The sequence below is a fragment of the Tardiphaga sp. 841_E9_N1_2 genome, assembly GCF_051811065.1.
GTDB lineage: Bacteria > Pseudomonadota > Alphaproteobacteria > Rhizobiales > Xanthobacteraceae > Tardiphaga > Tardiphaga robiniae.
Genome location: NZ_JBPWQC010000001.1, coordinates 4693174 through 4712836 on the forward strand (window position 1 = coordinate 4693174; position 19663 = coordinate 4712836).

18 protein-coding genes and 1 pseudogene are annotated in these 19663 nt (G+C 60.1%); 18 read left to right on the forward strand and 1 reads right to left on the reverse strand.

Features of this window, described 5'->3' with window-relative positions; all coding sequences use genetic code 11:
• Positions 1-5: 5 nt before the first annotated feature.
• From AB8A50_RS22595 to AB8A50_RS22670, 16 genes and pseudogenes are all read left to right on the forward strand, one after another.
• Positions 6-1259 carry a sarcosine oxidase subunit beta family protein gene (locus tag AB8A50_RS22595; RefSeq protein ID WP_439060364.1) on the forward strand — a complete coding sequence of 418 codons (1254 nt, stop codon included), beginning with the start codon at positions 6-8 and terminating at the stop codon, positions 1257-1259.
• A gap of 16 nt (positions 1260-1275) precedes the next feature.
• Entirely contained in the window at positions 1276-1569 is a 294-nt protein-coding gene (locus AB8A50_RS22600; RefSeq protein ID WP_439060365.1) for a sarcosine oxidase subunit delta, read from the forward strand.
• Positions 1566-4556, forward strand: coding sequence for a sarcosine oxidase subunit alpha (locus AB8A50_RS22605; RefSeq protein WP_439060366.1), 2991 nt, complete (start codon positions 1566-1568; stop codon positions 4554-4556). Before AB8A50_RS22600 ends, AB8A50_RS22605 begins: the two co-directional genes overlap by 4 nt.
• Complete coding sequence (locus tag AB8A50_RS22610; RefSeq protein ID WP_439078951.1) at positions 4549-5118, forward strand: sarcosine oxidase subunit gamma; 570 nt, start codon at positions 4549-4551, stop codon at positions 5116-5118. Before AB8A50_RS22605 ends, AB8A50_RS22610 begins: the two co-directional genes overlap by 8 nt.
• A gap of 29 nt (positions 5119-5147) precedes the next feature.
• Entirely contained in the window at positions 5148-6521 is a 1374-nt protein-coding gene (locus AB8A50_RS22615; RefSeq protein WP_439078952.1) for an L-serine ammonia-lyase, read from the forward strand.
• Between the two features lie 9 nt (positions 6522-6530).
• Entirely contained in the window at positions 6531-7820 is a 1290-nt protein-coding gene (glyA, locus tag AB8A50_RS22620; RefSeq protein ID WP_439078953.1) for a serine hydroxymethyltransferase, read from the forward strand.
• A gap of 12 nt (positions 7821-7832) precedes the next feature.
• Complete coding sequence (locus AB8A50_RS22625; protein ID WP_439078954.1) at positions 7833-8102, forward strand: dihydroneopterin aldolase; 270 nt, start codon at positions 7833-7835, stop codon at positions 8100-8102.
• Positions 8060-8233, forward strand: a pseudogene (locus tag AB8A50_RS22630) (formyltetrahydrofolate deformylase); the annotation flags it as partial. The gene AB8A50_RS22625 and the pseudogene AB8A50_RS22630, both read left to right, overlap by 43 nt.
• Positions 8234-8498: 265 nt before the next feature.
• Entirely contained in the window at positions 8499-9683 is a 1185-nt protein-coding gene (locus tag AB8A50_RS22635; protein ID WP_439078955.1) for a branched-chain amino acid ABC transporter substrate-binding protein, read from the forward strand.
• A 22-nt stretch (positions 9684-9705) separates the two neighbouring features.
• The gene (locus AB8A50_RS22640; RefSeq protein WP_068737795.1) at positions 9706-10617 is read left to right on the forward strand and encodes a branched-chain amino acid ABC transporter permease; all 912 of its coding nucleotides are present in this window, start codon (positions 9706-9708) and stop codon (positions 10615-10617) included.
• Positions 10614-11780: a branched-chain amino acid ABC transporter permease gene (locus AB8A50_RS22645; RefSeq protein ID WP_439078956.1), complete on the forward strand. Its 1167-nt coding sequence runs from the start codon at positions 10614-10616 to the stop codon at positions 11778-11780. Before AB8A50_RS22640 ends, AB8A50_RS22645 begins: the two co-directional genes overlap by 4 nt.
• A complete protein-coding gene (locus AB8A50_RS22650) occupies positions 11777-12565 on the forward strand; it encodes an ABC transporter ATP-binding protein (protein WP_439078957.1) in 789 nt (262 codons plus the stop codon). Before AB8A50_RS22645 ends, AB8A50_RS22650 begins: the two co-directional genes overlap by 4 nt.
• On the forward strand, positions 12562-13281 hold the full coding sequence (locus AB8A50_RS22655) for an ABC transporter ATP-binding protein (RefSeq protein WP_089266582.1): 720 nt from the start codon (positions 12562-12564) through the stop codon (positions 13279-13281). Before AB8A50_RS22650 ends, AB8A50_RS22655 begins: the two co-directional genes overlap by 4 nt.
• A gap of 78 nt (positions 13282-13359) precedes the next feature.
• The gene (locus AB8A50_RS22660) at positions 13360-14337 is read left to right on the forward strand and encodes a dipeptidase (protein ID WP_439078958.1); all 978 of its coding nucleotides are present in this window, start codon (positions 13360-13362) and stop codon (positions 14335-14337) included.
• Position 14338: 1 nt separating this feature from the next.
• The gene (locus AB8A50_RS22665) at positions 14339-14866 is read left to right on the forward strand and encodes a DUF5943 domain-containing protein (protein WP_439078959.1); all 528 of its coding nucleotides are present in this window, start codon (positions 14339-14341) and stop codon (positions 14864-14866) included.
• 405 nt (positions 14867-15271) lie between these two features.
• On the forward strand, positions 15272-16027 hold the full coding sequence (locus AB8A50_RS22670) for a helix-turn-helix domain-containing protein (protein ID WP_439078960.1): 756 nt from the start codon (positions 15272-15274) through the stop codon (positions 16025-16027).
• Positions 16028-16185: 158 nt separating this feature from the next.
• On the opposite strand, the gene AB8A50_RS22675 is transcribed toward AB8A50_RS22670, so the two are convergent.
• A complete protein-coding gene (locus AB8A50_RS22675) occupies positions 16186-16869 on the reverse strand; it encodes a LuxR C-terminal-related transcriptional regulator (protein WP_439078961.1) in 684 nt (227 codons plus the stop codon).
• A 526-nt stretch (positions 16870-17395) separates the two neighbouring features.
• Here AB8A50_RS22675 and AB8A50_RS22680 point away from each other — a divergent pair.
• Positions 17396-18313: a LuxR C-terminal-related transcriptional regulator gene (locus tag AB8A50_RS22680; protein ID WP_439065560.1), complete on the forward strand. Its 918-nt coding sequence runs from the start codon at positions 17396-17398 to the stop codon at positions 18311-18313.
• 558 nt (positions 18314-18871) lie between these two features.
• A complete protein-coding gene (locus AB8A50_RS22685) occupies positions 18872-19594 on the forward strand; it encodes a sugar phosphate nucleotidyltransferase (protein WP_089266608.1) in 723 nt (240 codons plus the stop codon).
• The last annotated feature ends 69 nt before the right edge of the window (positions 19595-19663 follow it).

A 19663-nucleotide genomic window follows, 5' to 3' on the forward strand; every position in this document is an offset into this window, starting at 1 on the left:
CAGCCATGCAGAAATTTTCAGCGCTTTCATTACTACGGGCAGGGCTGACCGGTCATGCCGGCTGGCAGCGACAGTGGCGTTCGCCTGAACCGAAGCCGGGCTATGACGTCATCATCGTCGGTGGTGGTGGCCACGGGCTTGCGACGGCCTACTATCTCGCCAGCCGCTACGGCGTCAAAAACGTTGCCGTTCTCGAAAAGGGCTGGATCGGCGGCGGCAATACCGGCCGGAACACCACGATCATTCGCTCGAACTATCTGTTCGACGAAAGCGCCGGGATCTACGAGCACGCCCTCAAACTGTGGGAAGGGCTGTCGCAGGAACTGAACTACAATGTGATGTATTCACCACGCGGCGTCTTGATGCTGGCGCACAACATTCACGATGTGCAGAGCTTCAAGCGACACGTTCATGCCAACCGTCTCAACGGCATCGACAATGAATGGCTGTCGCCGGAGGAATGCAAAGAATTCTGTCCGCCGCTGAACGTCGGTGGGTCCATGCGCTATCCGATCCTCGGCGGCGCGCTGCAGCGCCGCGGCGGCACGGCGCGCCACGACGCTGTGGCCTGGGGCTATGCCCGCGCTGCCGACACGCTCGGCGTGGATATCATCGAGAATTGCGAAGTCACTGGCATCCGCCGCGCGCCGACCGGCGAGGTGGTGGGCGTCGATACAACGCGCGGCAGCATCAATGCGAAGCGCATCGGCGTCGTCGCGGCCGGCAATACCAGCACGGTGATGAACATGGCCGGCGTGCGTCTGCCGCTAGAAAGCTTCCCGCTGCAGGCGCTGGTCAGCGAGCCGGTCAAGCCGATCTTCCCCTGCGTGGTGATGTCGAACACGATCCACGCCTATATCTCGCAGTCGGACAAAGGCGAGATGGTGATCGGGGCGGGAACGGATGTCTACACGTCCTATACGCAGCGTGGCGGCCTGCACATCGTCAATCATACGCTGGATGCGATCTGCGAACTGGTGCCGGCGTTCCGGCGCTTGCGCATGCTGCGCAACTGGGGCGGCATTGTCGACGTCACGCCGGATCGCTCGCCGATCGTGGCGAAGACGCCGGTATCCGGGCTGTACGTCAATTGCGGCTGGGGCACCGGCGGCTTCAAGGCGACACCGGGATCGGGCGAGGTGTTCGCTAGCACGATCGCCAAGGATGAGCCGAACAAGATCAACGCGCCGTTCACCATCGAGCGATTCCGCGATGGCGCCGTGATCGACGAAGCGGCTGCGGCCGCCGTGGCGCATTGATAGCGGGGAAAACGAGATGCTCTTGATCAATTGCCCCTATTGCGGGCCGCGCCCGGAGGCCGAATTCGCCAATGGCGGGCAGGCGCATATCGCCCGCCCGGCCGACCCGATGAGCCTCACTGACGACGAGTGGGCCGCCTATCTCTATATGCGTGACAACACCAAGGGGTTGCATCACGAGCGTTGGCGGCACGCCAATGGCTGTGGCCGTTTCTTCAATGCCAGCCGCGACACGAGCACGGACGTCATCAAGCGCACCTATCGCATGGGCGAGCGCCCCGAAGCCGAACATCAGGGTGCCAAGCCATGAGGGATACGTATCGCGTGCGGTGCGGCGACGGCGCTGAAAGTCGCAACGCAGTTCATTTCACGTTCGACGGAAAGTCGTATCAGGGTCTTGCCGGGGACACGCTGGCCTCCGCGTTGATCGCCAATGGCGTGCATCTGGTCGGCCGTTCGTTCAAGTATCACCGGCCGCGCGGCTTCGTCTCGGCGGGCTCAGAAGAGCCGAATGCGCTGGTCGGTGTCGGTGCGACCCAGTCGCGCTATACGCCGAACCTGCTCGCGACCCAGGTCGAGATCTATGATGGGCTGGTGGCCGAAAGCCAGAATCGCTGGCCGTCGCTCGAGACTGATGCCGGCTTTCTCAACGAATATTTCTCGGCCTTCCTGCCGGCGGGCTTCTACTACAAGACCTTCATGTGGCCCCGCACGGCCTGGAAGAAGCTCTATGAGCCGGTAATCCGGCGGATGGCGGGTCTCGGCAAAGCGCCAGCCGAGCCGGATGCCGATCGCTATACGCAGGTGTTTGCGCATTGCGACGTGCTGATCGTCGGCGCCGGACCTGCGGGTCTTGCCGCAGCGCTCGAAGCCAGCAACAGCGATGCCACGGTGATCCTGTGCGACGAGCAGGCAGAGATGGGCGGCTCGCTGCTGTCCGATCGTTCGGCATCGATCGACGGCATGCAGGCCGCCGAATGGACGCGCGCGGCGCTCGATGAATTGCGTAAGCGCCCCAATGTGAAGCTGATGTCGCGTACGACGGCGTTTGGCTGGTACCCGCACAATTTTGTCGGTCTCAACGAGCGCGTCACCGATCATCTCAGCAATCCCGCGACGAACCAGCCGCGTGAGCGGCTCTGGCAGGTCAGGGCAAAGGAAGTCGTGCTGGCGGCTGGCGCAATCGAGCGGCCGCTCGTCTTCACCGACAATGACCGGCCGGGCATCATGCTGGCCGATGCTGCCCGGACCTATGTGAATCGGTATGGCGTGGTGCCGGGCAAGCAGGTGGTCGTGTTCACCGCCTGCGACAGCGCCTATCGCGCGGCTCTGGACCTCAAGGCAGCCGGCGCCAGGATCCAGGTGATCGTGGATCTGCGCAAGAGCGCGTCGGGCCATTGGGTCGACAAGGCACGCGCCGAAGGCATCAAGGTTCGCTCTGACAGCATCGTTCGCGGCACGTCGGGCTGGCTGCGGGTAAAGTCGGCGCAGATCTCCAACGCGCAAGGCGGCGATGCCGAGACGGTGGCTTGCGATCTTATCCTGATGTCCGGCGGGTTCACGCCGTCGGTGCATCTGTTCTCGCAGAGCCGCGGCAAGCTCAGCTACAGCGAAGAGCTGCGGGCCTATGTGCCTGGCGAGTCTGTCGAGCGTGAGCGGTCGGTCGGGGCGTGCAAGGGACTGTTCGCGCTCGAAAGCGTCATCGAAAGCGGCGCCAAGGGTGGTCGGGACGCTGCGGCCAAGGCCGGCTTCCCCCCGCACGGCGAGCGCAGCTATGCGGTCTCCGCGCAGTCGGTGGGTGCCGATGCGTTCATCGGCTCCGTGATGACCGATCATCAGGCGGAAAAGCGGGCCTGGGTCGATTTCCAGAACGACGTGACGGCCAAGGATGTCCGGCTCGCGACCCGCGAAGGGTTCCGATCGATCGAGCACGTCAAGCGCTATACGACCACCGGCATGGCCACCGACCAGGGCAAGCTGTCCAACATGAACGCCCTCGGCGTCGTCTCGAAGCAGATCGACGTCGCTGTGCCGAAGGTCGGCCTGACCACGTTCCGGCCGCCTTATACGCCGACGACTTTCGGATCCTTTGCCGGCCAATCGCGTGGTGATCTGTTCGATCCCGTACGCAAGACCAGCATTCATCCATGGGCTGAAGCGCAGGGCGCACAGTTCGAGGATGTCGGTGTCTGGAAGCGCGCCTGGTATTTCCCGCAGGTGGGCGAGGACATGCATGCCGCCGTCGCGCGCGAATGCAAGGCGACGCGCGAGTCGGTCGGCATCTTCGATGCCTCAACGCTTGGCAAGATTGAGATCGTCGGCAAGGACGCTGCCGAATTCATGAATCGCATGTACACCAATGCATGGACCAAGCTGGAGCCCGGTCGGCTGCGCTATGGCGTGATGCTGCGCGAAGACGGCTTCATCATGGATGACGGCGTCGTCGGCCGCATGGCGACGGATCGTTTCCACGTTACCACGACGACCGGCGGCGCGGCCCGCGTGCTGTCCATGATGGAGGACTACCTCCAGACCGAATGGCCGGATCTCGAAGTGTGGCTCACCTCGACCACCGAGCAGTGGTCGGTCATTGCCTTGCAGGGACCGAATGCGCGCAAGGTGCTGGAGCCGCTGGTCGAGGGCATCGATCTGTCGGCCGATGCCATGCCGCATATGAGCGTCCGCGAAGGACGTATCTGCGGCGTGCCGACGCGGCTGTTCCGCGTGTCGTTCACCGGCGAACTGGGCTTCGAGGTCAACGTTCCCGCCGGCTATGGCCGGGCCGTCTGGGAAGCGATTTTCGCGGCGGGCAAGCCCTGCGGGATCACGCCCTACGGCACCGAGACCATGCATGTGCTGCGCGCGGAGAAGGGCTACATCATTGTCGGTCAGGAAACCGACGGCACGGTGACGCCCGATGACGCCGGCCTCGGCTGGGCTGTCGGCAAGGCAAAACGGGATTTCGTCGGCAAGCGCTCGCTGTCGCGGCCGGCGCTGGTCAGGGAAGATCGCAAGCAACTGGTCGGGTTGCTGACGACGGACCCCAAGGTGGTTCTCGAAGAGGGCGCCCAGATCGTGCTCGATCCGACCCATCCGATCCCGGTGCCGATGATTGGACATGTCACCTCCTCCTACTGGAGCGCGACGCTGAACCGTTCGATCGCGCTGGCACTCGTTCGCGGCGGTCGCTCGCGGATGGGTGAGGAGCTCTCGATCCCGATGCCGGATGGCGTGATCAAGGCGAAAGTCGTCGACTCGATATTGTTCGATCCGAAGGGGGAACGTTTGAATGCTTAGTCCTGCGATCATGCGTTCGAGCGCGTTGTCCCCAATGCAGTCATCCGGCACCACTGCTGCGTTCGCGACGACGCTCTCGATTCTTCCCGATGCGGCGAAGTTGGTATTTCGCGGCAAGACCGAGGCGATCGAAGCTGCCGGGGCGCATTTTGGCGTCAAACCGAGCCTTGAGGCCTGCCGCTTCGCGGCTGTCGGCGGCCGGTCGGTCTATTGGTTGGGGCCGGACGAATGGCTGTTACAGGCGGTGAACGAGAATCCGATCGAGGTATTTGGCGGGATGTCGGCAGCGCTGCAGGAGCAGGCCTGCTCGCTGGTGGATGTCAGCCATCGTTCGGATGGCATCGCGGTTGCAGGTCCAACGGCGGCGCTGGTGCTCAACCATGGCTGCCCGCTGGATCTGTCCCTCAAGGCGTTCCCGGTCGGGATGTGCACGCGCACGGTGCTGGGCAAGGCATCACTTCTGCTGTCACGTTCTGAAGAGCACGTGTTCCACGTGGATGTATGGCGTTCGTTTGCGCCCTATGTCTGGCAATTCCTCGACGAAGCGCGAAGCCTGTCCTAGCAGCCCGGCTGCGCCCTGGAGACCGCGCGATGATTGGAACGTTCGATCTCTTCAAGATAGGCATCGGGCCGTCGTCATCGCATACGATGGGACCGATGAAGGCCGCGGCGCTGTTTGCCAGCCAGCTTGCGGAGCGCGGTCTGTTGAAGGATCTCGCGCGCGTGAAGGTCGAGCTGTTCGGCTCGCTGGCCTGGACCGGTCGCGGTCATGGCACCGACAAGGCGGTCGTTCTCGGTCTTGCCGGCAAGTTTCCCGAAACGATCGATCCGGAAGAGGCGGAGACGCTGGTCGATGGCGCCCGCGCGGCGGGCACGCTGCGGGTGGCCGAGCGGCGCAATGTCCCGTTCGACTTCGCCAATGACATCATCTTCGACGGTGTGACCGAGCCGCCAAACCATCCGAATACGCTGGCGCTCTCCGCCTTTGATGCGGCTGGTCATGTCCTTCACGGTGAACGCTGGTGCTCCGTCGGCGGCGGCTTTGTCGTTCCGGAAGCGCAGGTCGGCGTCGTCGGCATTGTCGAGGACGTTCCCGTCCCGCATCCTTTCAGGTCGGGCAAGCAGTTGCTCGAGATCGGTGCGAAAACCGGTCTGTCGATTGCGCAGATTGTCATGGCCAACGAGATGTCGTCGCTCCCGGCGGACGAGATCGAGCAGCGGCTCGATCGCATTATCCAGGTGATGATGGACTGCATCGATCGCGGCATGACCAAAGAGGGGCAGCTGCCGGGCGGACTGAACGTCAAGCGCCGCGCGCCCTCACTGCATCGGCGCCTTGTCGCCGCTGCAAGTTCGAACAGCCGCACCCAGCATGAGGTGATGGATTGGGTCAGCCTGTATGCGATCGCGGTCAACGAAGAGAATGCGGCCGGCAGTAAGGTGGTGACGGCACCGACCAACGGCGCGGCGGGCATCATCCCGGCCACGCTTCGCTATTTCCGCGACCATTGCCGCGAGGCGTCACCTGAAAACATGCGCGTGTTCCTGCTGACTGCCGCCGCTATCGGCGCGCTGTTCAAAATGAATGCGTCGATCTCCGGCGCGGAAGTCGGCTGCCAGGGCGAGGTCGGCTCGGCCTGTTCGATGGCGGCGGCGGGGCTCGCGGCGGTGCTCGGCGGCACCAATGAGCAGATCGAGAACGCTGCCGAGATCGGCATGGAGCATCACCTTGGCATGACCTGCGATCCGATCGGTGGGTTGGTGCAGGTGCCATGCATCGAGCGCAACGCCTTTGGTGCCGTGAAGGCGATCAATGCGGCGTCGCTCGCGTTGCAGGGCGACGGCACCCATGTGGTGCCGCTCGACAAGGTGATCGCGACGATGCGCGAGACCGGGCGCGACATGCAATCGAAATACAAGGAGACTTCACTGGGAGGTCTCGCTGTCAATCTGGCAGAATGTTGAGGGAAGACCATGACCCAAGCCGAACGCGAGGCATTCTTCACGACCGATCTCGCCCAAGCAGACCCAACCATCTCATCGTCGCTGGCCGGAGAACTCGGCAGGCAGCGTGACGAGATCGAACTGATCGCATCTGAGAACATCGTATCGCGTGCAGTGCTGCAGGCGCAGGGCTCGGTGCTGACCAACAAATATGCCGAAGGCTATCCCGGCCGGCGCTACTATGGCGGCTGTCGCTTCGCCGACGAAGTCGAGGAGGTGGCGATCGAGCGCGCCAAGACGTTGTTCGGCTGCGGCTATGCCAATGTGCAGCCGAATTCCGGGAGCCAGGCCAATCAGGCCGTCTTCATGGCGCTGATGAAGCCCGGCGACACTTTCATGGGCCTCGATCTTGCGGCAGGCGGTCATCTCACCCATGGCGCCAAGCCGAACATGTCGGGCAAGTGGTTCAACGTCGTCAGCTATGGCGTTCGCCGCGACGACTGCACCATCGACATGGAGCAGCTCGAGAAGCTGGCAGTGGAGCACAAGCCGAAGTTGATCGTCGCCGGTGGCTCGGCCTATTCGCGGTTCTGGGATTTTGCCGCGTTCCGCCGCATCGCGGATGTGGTCGGGGCCTATCTGTTCGTTGATATGGCGCATTTCGCTGGTCTTGTGGCCGGCGGCGCCCATCCGTCGCCGTTCCCGCATGCGCATGTGGTGACCTCGACCACCCACAAGACGCTACGCGGACCGCGCGGCGGATTGATCCTGACCAATGACGAGGACATCGCCAAGAAGATCAATTCGGCGATTTTTCCCGGACTGCAGGGCGGGCCGCTGATGCATGTCATCGCCGCCAAGGCCGTGTCGTTCGGCGAAGCGCTGCAACCCTCGTTCCGTCAATATGCGGCTGACGTCGTCGCCAATGCGCGCGCGTTGGCGGACACGCTCTCAAAGGCCGGCTATCCGATCGTCACCGGTGGCACCGACAATCACCTGATGCTGGTCGATGTCCGGCCAAAGAACCTGAACGGCAAGCTCGCCGAGGCGGCGCTCGGGCGGGCGAACATCACCTGCAACAAGAACGGTATCCCGTTCGATCCGGAGAAGCCGACCATCACGTCGGGCATCCGGCTCGGCTCGCCGGCCGCGACGTCGCGCGGTTTTGGCGTCGGTGAATTCGAAGAAGTCGGCAAGCTCATTGCCACCGTCCTGGATGCGAATTCCGGCGCGCCAGACCAGGGAGCGCCGGAGGTCGAGGCAAAAGCACGTGGCCGCGTCGCCGAGCTGGTTGCGTCGTTCCCGATCTATCGGTCCTGATCAGGCGGCTTGATGGAGCGTGTGGGAGAGGGGCAGGCGGACAGGATATTCATCCAAGGGCTGAATGTTCACGCGCGCCACGGCCTGCTGGATCACGAGGCGCAACTAGGGCAGCGCTTTGTGATCGATATCGATCTGCAGGTCGATCTCTCCGATGCGGCCAGTTCGGACGATATAGGACAGACGATCGACTATGCGTCAGTCGTCGCCACCGCGACTGAGGCGTTTTTGGCGTCGCGCTATGTGAGGGCCCGATCATCGAACAGGAGACCGAACGGGTGACGCACGCGTCGTCCTCGGACGATCTCGTCGCCGTTGGGCGCGACATCGAGTCGCGAGTGCTGGCGCGCGCCGTGCGGCTTCATCTCGAGCGTCGTGTCCTTTTGAATGGACGCAGAACGGTGGTGTTCTAGCGCCCGCAATGCGACGACGAATGCTCGTTTGAAAAGCATCGACAGGCCAAGATTTGATCTTCGCGATGAATTTTGCAGCGCAGCGGAAATCATTGTGTTTGCTACGCAAAATAGTCCGACGAGCAGTCGGCGCGCGAACCAAGAACAGGCAGTCGATATTCGGTAGTTATGACGCAATTCTACAAGCAACAGCGCGCGTGCATCCTATCTGCCGCATTCGCGGACCACTAGCGTTGCAGGCTGGATCAACCTGGAAGGATCAGCGATGGGGACGATTAGCAAGCGTGGTTTGGCCGCATTTGCCGTTGCGAGCGTGTTGCCACTGGCCTTTGGCAGCTTCAGCGCGGCCTTCGCCAAGGACAAGGTGAAGATTGCTTTCGTGGGTCCGCTGACCGGCGCTATTTCGCCTCACGGTATTGGCGGACGCAACTCGGCCGAACTGGCCGTGAAGCTGATGAATGCCGAGCCCAACACCAAATATGAGTACGAGCTCGTCGTGCTTGACGACGAATGCAAGCCCAACGTGGGCGTGCAGGTCGTCACCAAGATCGCGTCCGATCGTTCGATCATTGCCGCGATCCCGCATTACTGTTCCGCTACCGCGATTGCCACCGTCGATATCTTCAATCGCTTCAAGATGCCGATGGTCGTGTGGGCGGCAGTGCTGCCCGAAATTACCTATGCCAAGAAATATCCGGAAGTGCACCGCGTCAGCGGCATCCTGATCGGCCAGAACCGCATTGGCGCACAGTTCATGAAGGCGCGCGGCTACAAGAAGTTCGTGTCCTTCGCCGATTCCACGGACTACGGCAAGTCGATGAACAAGTACTTCACCCAGTTCACGCTCGAGAACGGTAATGAGATCCTGGGCAGCTTCTCGGTCCCGCCGGATCAGCAGGATCTGTCGGCTGAGCTGACCAAGATCAAGGAGCTCAATCCGGAGGTCATTTATTTCGGTGGCCTGACGCCGCTTGGTGCGCGCCTTCGCACGCAGATGGCCAAGTTCGGCATCAACGCGCAGTTGGAGGGCAATTCCGGCATCATGGGCGACGCCTTCGTCAACGCCGCCGGTCCGGAGCTCGCCGAAGGCACGCTGACCTTCTTCGACAGCCCGCCGCTGTCCAAGATGCCGGGCGGCAAGATGTTCTCGGATGCCTACAAGGCTGCCGGCTATTCCGAACCGCCGGAAGCTTACGGACCGTTCGCCTATGTCGCCACCCGTCTGGTCATGGAGACCATCGAGAAGGTCGGGCCGGATCGCGCCAAGGTCACCGCCGACCTTGGCGATGTGAAGGACCGTCCGTCCATCGTCGGTCCGATCACCTTCGACGACCATGGCCAGAACATCACGCCGCTGACCACGAGTTATGTCGTCCAGGACGGCAAGTGGGTGGTCTGGGAAGAAAGCGAATACGTGTCCGGCAAGCGCAAACTCAAGAACCTGCAGTAGGCGCGGATCGTCGGGACATCCCATGGGTATGATCGGTCAACACCTGCTGAACGGCTTGATGCAAGGAACGATCTATGGCCTCGTCGCCATGGGGTTCACCATCTTCTTCGGCGTCATGAACGTGATCAAGTTCTCGCACGGGGACGTGCTCACGCTCGGCGCCTTCGGAGGCCTCGTCGCCGTCTGGGCGGCGAACGCGCTGGGACTGTCGGTGCCGCTGCAGTTCATTGTCGCGCTGTGCGTGGCAATGGCACTGACCGCGGTGGTCGGTGCCGGCATCTCGCATTTTCTCATCATGCCGCTGCGCAATGCGCCGCCGCTTAATATGCTGCTGATGACGATGATGGTCGGTACGGCCATCCGTGAAGCCATCCGGCTGTTCTTTCCGAACGGCACCAATCCGCAGCGCTTTCCGGAATTGCTGCCGGCCGGTGGTTTCAATATCGGTCCGTCGTTCTTTCGCACCGACGCGATTATTCTGATCATTGCCGGCGCCGCCTCGATCGGCGCCGTTTACTGGATTATCAACCACTCCAAATTCGGCCTCGCGATGCGGGCGGTGGCCGAAGATACCGAAACGGCACGTGTGATGGGGATCAATTTCGGTCGCATCATCCCGCTGACCTTTGCATTGGGCTCCATCACCGCAGGCTTCGCCGGCATGATCTATGCGCTGTATTACAGCGAGATCAATTATAGCATGGGCCTGCTGCTGGCCGTGATCGGCTTCACGGCTGCGATCGTGGGCGGTCTCGGCAATATCTGGGGCGCGATCATCGGCGGCTATCTGTTCGCGGGGCTGCAGACTTTCGTCGTCGCCGCGATGCCTTCGATGAGCGACTACAAGAACGTGTTTGCTTTCGTGCTGATCATCGTCCTCATCACCTGGAGGCCGACCGGGCTTCTCGCCGAACGCGGGAGTGAGCGGGTATGACGCCGACCTCTCGGACGCTTGCACGGGTGCCGGTGTGGCCGCTTTTTGTCGCTGTGGCCTTCGCTGCAGTGGCGCTCACTGCGCTGGTCCTGATCGAAAACCAGAAATTGCTCGGTGCCGCATTGGCGATTACGGCTGCGGTCTGCTTCTGCGCCGCTCGGTTCGGAGGCGTCGCCGCGATGGAAGTCGCCGCTTCGGAAAATCCCTGGCTGCTGCGTGGCCTGATCATGGTGGCCTCGCTCGCTGTCATCTTCGTGCTGCGCGACGACAATTTCGGTCTGCTGATGCTGGCGACGGTGCTGATCTACGCGACGATCTGCCTCGGCCTCACTGTGCAGATGGGCTATGCTGGCCTGACTAACTTTGCAGCCGCAGCTTTCGCCGGCACCGGCGGATATACCGCAGCGATGCTAGGACGGCAGGGCGGTCTGCCCGATGCGCTGGTTTTGGTCTGCGGCGGCTTGGTCGCGGTCTTCATCGGCTCGCTGCTCATCCTCCCGGTGCTGCGCACCCGCGGACACTACGGCGCGCTGACGACCATGGCGTTCGGCGTGATGTTTAATGTCTTTCTCGATGCGAATGACTTCTTTGGCGGTCCGCAAGGCCTGAAGCTTCCCGGCATCAATCTGTTTGGCTGGGACTTCACCAATGACATCCATATCTTCGGCCTCGTGCTGTCGTCCTATGTGAACTACGTGATCCTGACCGGTATTCTGACGGCGCTGGCGATGATCTTTGTCGGACTGCTGGACCGCTCGTGGGTCGGTGTCTGGTTCGATGTGGTGCGCCTCGATGAGACCGCAGCATCCGTTTTCGGACTAAAGATAGCTTACTGGAAAGTGCTGGCATTCACGATCGGCAACTTCCTGGCCGGCCTGATGGGGGCGGTCTATGCGAAAATGACTGGGTTCATCGCGCCCGCGAATTTCACATTCGGCGACTCGCTAGTGATGGTGTCCATCGTGATCCTGGGCGGCATAGGCAATCGCTGGGGCGTGCTGCCGGCGGCACTGATCGTCGTCCTGCTGCCCGAAAAGCTTCAGTTTATCCAGGAATACCGGCTTATCTTCTATGCCGTTCTGGTCATCGCGATCCTGACCATGCGCCCAGACGGCCTCGTGGCGCGCCGGGTCCGGAAACTGCATACGGAGGCAAGCGCATGACGAGCTTGTCCAACGACGTGCTGCTCGAGAGCCGCGGCTTGACGGTCCGTTTCGGCGGCCTGTTCGCACTTAATGAGCTGAGCATCGACGTCCGCAATGGCGAAGTGCTCGGACTGATCGGGCCGAACGGCTCGGGTAAGACCACGTTTCTCAATGTGATCAGCGGTGTCTATTCCGCAAGTGCAGGCAAGATCTTGCTGGGTAACATCGACATCACCCGCGAGAAGGCTCACAACATCTCGTCTTATGGCCTGTCGCGCACATTCCAGCGATCGCGCCTATGCCTGTCGCTGTCGGTGTTCGACAATATTGCGCTGGGTGCGCAGCGAACGCTGAACAATGGCCTTTGGCACAATATCGTGCAGCGGAAATCATTCGCCGCGGAAGCGCAGAAAATCGCGGATGAAGCCCGCGAGCTGCTACATGTCTTCAATCCCGCGCTGCCGGACAAGCTGTTCGATCCGGCGATCTCGCTCGGCATGATCGATCGGCGCAGGGTTGAGATCTGCCGCGCGTTGATCGGCAAGCCAAAGCTTGTGCTGCTCGATGAACCGTCTGCCGGCATGACCCATGACGAGACGGATCAGGTGGTGGATGAAATTCTCGGCATCCGCAAATCGCTTGGCGGGCTCACGATCATCATTGTTGAGCACGAGATGGGCTTGATCGAACGCGTCACCGATCGCTGTGTCGTGCTGAACTACGGCAAGAAGATCTGCGAAGGCAAATTCCGTGATGTCGCGGCTGATCCTGTGGTCCGCGAAGCCTATCTGGGGCAAGCATGAGCGGTCATCTCACAGTAGAGAACATCTTCACCGCCTATGATCGGGCCGACGTGCTGTCCGGCATTTCCATCGACGTGCAGCCGGGCAAGATCACCTGTATCCTCGGTTCCAATGGTGCCGGCAAGTCGACGCTGATCCGCTCAATCCTGCGACTGACGCCGCCGCGCGCCGGCTCGATCGCTTTCGAAGGCAAGACGCTCGACCAGATGGCAACCCATGAGATCGTCGGTCTCGGGATTGCGTGCATTCCCGAAGGGCGCCGGATTTTCGCGAAGATGACGGTCGAAGAAAATCTTCGGGTCGGAGCCTATCTCGTCAATGCAGAGAAGACGGTCAAAGCGCGCCTTGGCAAGGTGTATGAGGTGTTTCCTCGCCTGAAAGAGCGCGCCAAGCAGCTTGCCGGCACCATGTCCGGCGGTGAGCAGGCGATGGTGTCGATCGGCCGCGGAATGATGACGGATCCCAAGCTTCTGATCATCGACGAGCCATCGCTGGGCCTGTCTCCACTGTTCGTGCAGGAGAACTTCAACATCGTCCGCCGGCTCAACGAAACCGGTGTGACCGTCCTCCTGGTCGAGCAGAACGTCAACCAGACCCTCGCCATCGCCCATTACGGCTATGTGCTGTCGCAAGGCAAGATCATCGTCCAGGGCGACTCCGAGATGCTGGCAAAGAACGAGGAAGTCCAAAGCGCCTACTTCGGTGGAGCGCACTGATCAGAAAGAACGTCGCGCTAGCTGATATGGCTGCCGCATCATAACGAAAAGTCAGACTATCATCTGAAAGGAAACGTCATGTCCTCAACCATTCATGAAAACGCCATCGTCGTCGATGGATTGATCATCTCGGACTTCGGGCGTCCGGTCTTCGAGGACATGCGCAAGGGCGGATTGACCGCCGCCAACTGTACCTGCTGCGTCTGGGAAGGCTTCGAGGCCACCATGCGCAACGTGGTCAAGTGGAAGCGCTGGTTCGCAGACAACGACGACATCCTCAGGCAAGTTTACACCACCGCTGACATCCTGAAGGCCAAAGAGGAAGGCAAGATCGGCATCATCCTGGGCTGGCAGAACGTCACCGGTATCGAGGATCAGATCGGCTATCTCGGCCTGTTCAAGGAGCTCGGCGTCGGCATCATCCAGTTGGCCTATAACACGCAGAACCTGGTCGGCACCGGCTGCTACGAGTCCAAGGACGGTGGCCTGTCCGACTTCGGCCGCGAGGTCGTCGCCGAGATGAACCGCCTCGGCATCCTCTGCGACCTGTCGCATGTCGGATCGAAGACCAGCGAAGACGTCATCCGCGCCTCCAAGCAGCCGGTTGCTTATTCGCACTGCCTGCCAGCCGGCTTGAAGGAGCATCCGCGCAACAAGTCCGACGAGCAGCTGCGCTTCATCGTCGATCACGGCGGCTTTGTGGGCGTCACCATGTTCCCGCCTTTCCTGAAGCGCGGTCCGGCATCGACTGTGGACGACTATGTCGAGGCAATAGAATACGTCATCGATATCTGCGGCGAAAACAGCGTCGGCATCGGCACCGACTTCACGCAGGGCTATGGTCAGGAATTCTTCGACTGGATTACCCATGACAAGGGATATGGCCGCCGCCTCACCAATTTCGGCGACGTCATCAATCCCGAAGGCATCAAGACCATAGGCGAATGGCCGAACCTTACCGCCGCCATGGAAAAGCGCGGCTGGAAAGCCTCACGCATCGAGGCCGTCATTGGCAAGAACTGGGTCAATCTCCTGAAGACTGTCTGGGGGGCCTGAGATGGGGAAGCCGCAGGTTGACATCAATGTCGATGACCAGACCGGGCGTTGGTCGGTCGACGCGACCAATATGATTCTGGTGCCGCAGCATTTTTACATGAACAACCACTTTGCCATCGAGGCGGCAGTGGGCGCTGAGGAACTCGAGCGCATTCTGCGACCGGCCGGCCATCGCTCGGCCTATTACTGGTGCGAGAAGGAAGCCGAATTCCACGGCATGTCCGGCGTCGATGTATTCCGTCACTATATGCGCCGCATCACGCAGCGCGGATGGGGCCAATTTGATGTGCTCGACGTGTCGCCGGAAATAGGGACGGCGACAGTGCGCTTGCGCAATTCGGCAATGGTTGATGGCGAGCGCCGCAACAGTGGCCGCAAGGTGTGTTACATGTTTGCGTCTTGGCTCGAAGGCTCGCTCGAATATGTTGCCGCAAGTGCCGGTCGTGAGGTCAGGTTGCGGGCGCAGGAGGTCTATTGCGAGGCTGAAGGCGCTCACGATCATTGTCTGTTCAAGGTCGAACCGGCTTAGTTTGAGCCGGCGAAATCCGTCTGCGACGGTATTGAGACGCGCCTAGCCTGGCTAGCGCAATCAGATCGGCCAAGCACTCAGAAAGTTGCAGTAGACGAGAGGCCTCTGGCAGCGGTGCCGCTGCCTCGTTAGGTGCTGCCGCATTTTGGCTCACCGTGAGTTATCACGCGAATGATCGTGGGTCTGTGCTGCCAAGGGGCGGCTTGCCGTACGAGTATTCCGCGTAGAACCATGATTGGAATCTAACATTTCATGGCGGGCCTCGTAGTGCGTCCACGCAACGACCGCGAGGGCTCCGCCCTATGGGATTGTCCCGTCTCGGTGCAATCGGTCGATACAAGCGCGTTCGATAGGCTTCTCCGAGATTTGTCTTGGAAATATCGTCGAGTACCTTCGAAGTCGATCGTGTCCCGGCTGACCCGAGCTTTGGTGGCCGCGGATTACCTCGATTGCGAACCCGTCGGTGGCAAATATCAGTTCCGTCCGCGCATTCTGACGCTGGTTTTTTCGCTACTGAGCAATATGAGAGTTCTGCCCGTTGTCCACGAGCAGTTACAGCGGTTGGCGACCGCGAGCGGCTGCACCGTATCGCTCGCATGGCCGGACGCGCCGAAGATGATCTATCTCGACCGCTGTCTGGGAGAGGTCGTACCGTATTATTTCAGCGTCGGCTCGGCCATCGACACGGCAAGGACGACGACAGGCCCAAGCCTATCTTGCTTCGCTCCTGATGGCGGCAACAAGTTCGACGGTGGTCACGATCTCATGCGCCTACGTCGACGCATCGATATGCACGGCTGCATGCATCGATATAGTTTCCGAAGCATAGCAGAGGGGTGCAAGTCAGGCCGCGGAGAAGCGTTCGGAACGCCGCGTGGTGGCCGATCGTTCAATGCCGATGACTTACAGACAAGACCATGGTTTCTTCCCGGGCCATCCTGCGTGGTGGCTTCGTTGCCCGGCCAGTGGATCCTGTCCCAGCGCGTCGAGCAGGCCCGAGATCCTCTGATGAAGACCGATACGCCGTTGGCCGATGTCGCGCTGGCTTGTGGCGTTGCCGATCAAAGCGACTTCACCCGCGTCTTTTCCGCCGCAACCGGACTGCCGCCGGGGGCATGGCGCCGCGCGACTGGCAATGCAGGTTCCCCAGCGATTTTCTGAAGAAGGCCCACCGATGTCGCGCAGGGTGGTGAAGCCGCGCATCGGGGTCCTTTCGACCTCCGCGCTGGAGGTATGATGGATGTGGTCGACTAGGTCTGCCGATCAGCGCCTGCATCAGCCTGCAAGCGGCATACGGGTCAGTGCGCGACTGCGGACGCTCAATCACAATGAATCGACAGAGCCCGATCCTCTAGAAAGCCCCCACGTTCGTTGTGCGATATGGCAAGCGCCGCAAGCACTGTCCGGTTGTTGATTTCAAGCTTCTGATAGATGTGATGGAGATGTTGCTTGATGGTGCCGTCAGCAATATTCAGCCGCCGCCCAATTTCCTTGTTCGACAACCCTTCAGAGACCAGGCGCATGATCTGACGCTCGCGCTCTGTCAGCACCGCCAGAACACTCTCCGTGATCGCGATACTCTTCTGTTCGGAAGGTATAACGTGATTGACCGCGGGAAGCGGCAATAGCCTTTGGCCAGTCGCGATCTCACGCAGGGACTGCACCAGGGTTTCGAGCGGCATGTCCTTCAGGATGACACCGTAGGCGCCAGCAGCGGCCGATAAAGCCAGTTGGCGATCTTCAACGACAGCGGTGAAAAAGACGATCCGCGTTGAAAGCCCCTCGGAGTTGGCGATGGCAACGATTTCCAGCCCGGTCAGGCCCGGCATTTCGATGTCTATAATGGCGATGTCCGGCGTTAAATTTCGAATCGCTTCGATACAGCTCGGGCCAGTGCTGCAGCACGCGACAATCTTGAAGCCGTTTTGCGCTTCAAGCACGCTCGTCAAACCTTGCAGAACCACAGGATGGCGGTCTGCGATCACGACACTGGTGCAACGCATGGGCGGTCCTCAGCCTAGCCCCCCAAAACTTAAACTCCACGCGACCCCGGATATTCCCTTCTTAGCCTAATTTTCTGGAGGCTCAAATTCGTTACGCTACATCGCAACGCAACAAAGAAAACACGTAACAACTTTGGGTGGACGTATCTGAAACTGTCACTCAAGGATAGACGTCCCGTATGACGAAGCACGCACTGCCTCTGCGAAGTTTGCGGTGAATCCCCCGTTTACTATTATGAACGACATCCCTCAGTACCGGCCCATCGCCTATAACTAAAGGTATATAGGGAGATCGAGAATTCGCATCTAACATTCATAAAATCGTCGCAAACGAGAAGGGAGGCGTCTTCAATTCGACGACGAAATGCTTCTAAAAAGACAGAGTTTCTTGCCGACTGAAAATATTCCAATGCCAAAATTTCTGCCGAAGAAGCGGGGCTTAACCGCCGACAGATCACCAAGAATGAGCTGAATTTCAAGCGCTCAGTTTTTTTTAAATCAGTTGCGTATGGTTGGGAGGGTCGCGATGCGGAGGCAACAATCTTTTTTTACAATTCTCGTTGGGAAAAATACTTTACTCAGAGAAGGTCTTGCCAGGATTTTACGCTCAGCAAATTTTCGTATCCTAGCCTCAGTATCAAGCGTGGATGATTTGCTCCCGGGTCAACCGCAAGCACACCAGCCTCTGCTTCTTATTGCTCACACCGGCGATGATTTTGACGCCGCGATTGAACAAATCGAACTTTTCAGGGACTACCATCCGGGCGGGCGCATTGCGATCGTGGCCGATCATTATCGAATGGACGAACTGGCTTCTGCGTTTCGGGCAGGTGCCAACGGCTACTTTGTCAACGTTATGACCTGCGATGTATTCATAAAGTCCATCGAACTGATAATGATGGGTGAAACGATCTTTCCTCCAGCATTTCTATCATCTGTTCTTGCTCCCGAAGGCAGTCACCCAGGCGAGACGGGGTCGCGTGACCAAAACAAGACGCAGGCGATTCTTATCGCTACAGAAGATATGACCACGCCGCAGCTTTCTCCGCGGGAAAAATCAATTTTGCACTGCCTGATTGAAGGCGCCTCCAACAAAAGCATCGCGCGGACGATCCATATCGCCGAAGCAACTGTAAAAGTCCACGTCAAGGCGATCCTTCGCAAGCTCCGTGTCCAGAATCGGACACAGGCAGCGATTTGGGGGATGAACAACGGATCACTGGCAGAACCGGCAAACAGCAACTCTCCGCCTTTAGCTGGCGATTCGAATGGTCGGCTTTCAAATCCCGTTGCGATGATCTCCGAGATCAAGAAAAACGAGACGCCAGTGCCACTGGGTGTGATCAACCACGAGCCAAATCATATTGAGGTCTCGCGCATCGACGGTCTGATCCGTAAGGGCATCAACGGAAAGATCTGTGGCGCGGCACGAGTCGGCAAATAGTCAGCGATTGTTGGCGTAGGCGAGCAAGTCGCGCCGACCGGTGGTCGTCGGAGCGTGGCGCTCGCGCCGGTGAACGATCGAACATGGATACGTGAGGCGCTGACGATCGCGCGTGTTCTTGCGACGCGCTTCAATAAATCACTCCACCGATCTTGGGCAACGGTTAGTGCGATGTCGCTCGCGCGCGTGAGGGATGCCGGGCGTCAGTTTCTAACAGGCTTTCTGAAAAGCCGGCTCGTTGCGCTGTTGTCGTCATTCCAAGCGTAGCGATGTCAATCGGGCCTCGCGATATCGCGCGCCAGCGATGCAGCCGAAGTCCGGTTCGGTCTGTCTCGTCCCATCATGCACCACTGCGAGCTGCAGCTTTGCCGCTGCAATACAGTGCTCGCGTGCAATCCAACTATCATTCCGACATCTCATGCAAACGCACGAAGACGCGCGGATAGTCAGCGTCTAGTTTTCTCGTCAATGGCATTCCGGTTTGGCCATCAGCACCAGGTCGGGCTGTCGCGTTGATATGATGAACGATTGCGCGCTTCAGCAACACAGGAGGATAATATGAAGGCTGTCATTCAATGCGGCGGAAAGGGAATGCGCTTGCGTCCGCATACATCCATCTTGCCGAAACCGCTTATGCCGATCGGATCGCGGCCCGTCCTCGAGCTCCTGCTCAAATGGCTCAGGCGAAATGGCATCAGAGAAGTCTTCATCACGACTGGATATCTGGGCCACCTTATTCGCAGTGTTTGCGGCGACGGCAATCAGTGGAACATGCAGATCGTTTACACGCAGGAAGTGGAACCGCTTGGAACGATGGGCCCGCTGTCACTTCTGCGAGAACAACTCGACACGCCGTTTCTGGTCCTCAACGGCGATGTCCTCACGGACCTGAATCTCAGTCAGTTCGTGAGCTGTCATCGCCGACATCAAGGTCCCCTCACCATCGCCACCGCCACACGTCCTACCAAGATGGACTTTGGCGTGATCGACGAGACGGGCGGTTGCGTCACCGGATTCCGCGAGAAGCCCGAACTGTCGCATCTCGTGAGTATGGGCATCTACTGCATGGATCCCTCGGTGCTGGACCGCATTCCGTCAGGTGTTCCATTCGGCTTCGACGATCTGATGGCCCAGATGCTGGAAGAGGAAATACCCGTGAACGTATTCAAGCACAACGGCATGTGGCTCGATATCGGGCGGGTGGACGACTTCCTCAAGGCTCAGGATATTGCATGGGACGAGCAGTCGCCCCCGGCATTCGTGGCAACCGTCGCGGCCTGACGAAGACGCTGCATGTCACGGCTGCTGCTCGTGCAATCTCAAACGTATCGCCGAATCCGGGATTGGAGA

Coding starts and splice junctions, on each gene's coding strand:
- AB8A50_RS22680 (WP_439065560.1), top strand. CDS start 17,396: ATGCGGAGGCAACAATCTTTTTTTACAATTCTCGTTGGGAAAAATACT.
- AB8A50_RS22635 (WP_439078955.1), top strand. CDS start 8,499: ATGGGGACGATTAGCAAGCGTGGTTTGGCCGCATTTGCCGTTGCGAGC.
- AB8A50_RS22665 (WP_439078959.1), top strand. CDS start 14,339: ATGGGGAAGCCGCAGGTTGACATCAATGTCGATGACCAGACCGGGCGT.
- AB8A50_RS22640 (WP_068737795.1), top strand. CDS start 9,706: ATGGGTATGATCGGTCAACACCTGCTGAACGGCTTGATGCAAGGAACG.
- glyA (WP_439078953.1), top strand. CDS start 6,531: ATGACCCAAGCCGAACGCGAGGCATTCTTCACGACCGATCTCGCCCAA.
- AB8A50_RS22595 (WP_439060364.1), top strand. CDS start 6: ATGCAGAAATTTTCAGCGCTTTCATTACTACGGGCAGGGCTGACCGGT.
- AB8A50_RS22675 (WP_439078961.1), bottom strand. CDS start 16,869: ATGCGTTGCACCAGTGTCGTGATCGCAGACCGCCATCCTGTGGTTCTG.
- AB8A50_RS22605 (WP_439060366.1), top strand. CDS start 1,566: ATGAGGGATACGTATCGCGTGCGGTGCGGCGACGGCGCTGAAAGTCGC.
- AB8A50_RS22645 (WP_439078956.1), top strand. CDS start 10,614: ATGACGCCGACCTCTCGGACGCTTGCACGGGTGCCGGTGTGGCCGCTT.
- AB8A50_RS22615 (WP_439078952.1), top strand. CDS start 5,148: ATGATTGGAACGTTCGATCTCTTCAAGATAGGCATCGGGCCGTCGTCA.
- AB8A50_RS22600 (WP_439060365.1), top strand. CDS start 1,276: ATGCTCTTGATCAATTGCCCCTATTGCGGGCCGCGCCCGGAGGCCGAA.
- AB8A50_RS22660 (WP_439078958.1), top strand. CDS start 13,360: ATGTCCTCAACCATTCATGAAAACGCCATCGTCGTCGATGGATTGATC.
- AB8A50_RS22650 (WP_439078957.1), top strand. CDS start 11,777: ATGACGAGCTTGTCCAACGACGTGCTGCTCGAGAGCCGCGGCTTGACG.
- AB8A50_RS22610 (WP_439078951.1), top strand. CDS start 4,549: ATGCTTAGTCCTGCGATCATGCGTTCGAGCGCGTTGTCCCCAATGCAG.
- AB8A50_RS22685 (WP_089266608.1), top strand. CDS start 18,872: ATGAAGGCTGTCATTCAATGCGGCGGAAAGGGAATGCGCTTGCGTCCG.
- AB8A50_RS22625 (WP_439078954.1), top strand. CDS start 7,833: ATGGAGCGTGTGGGAGAGGGGCAGGCGGACAGGATATTCATCCAAGGG.
- AB8A50_RS22655 (WP_089266582.1), top strand. CDS start 12,562: ATGAGCGGTCATCTCACAGTAGAGAACATCTTCACCGCCTATGATCGG.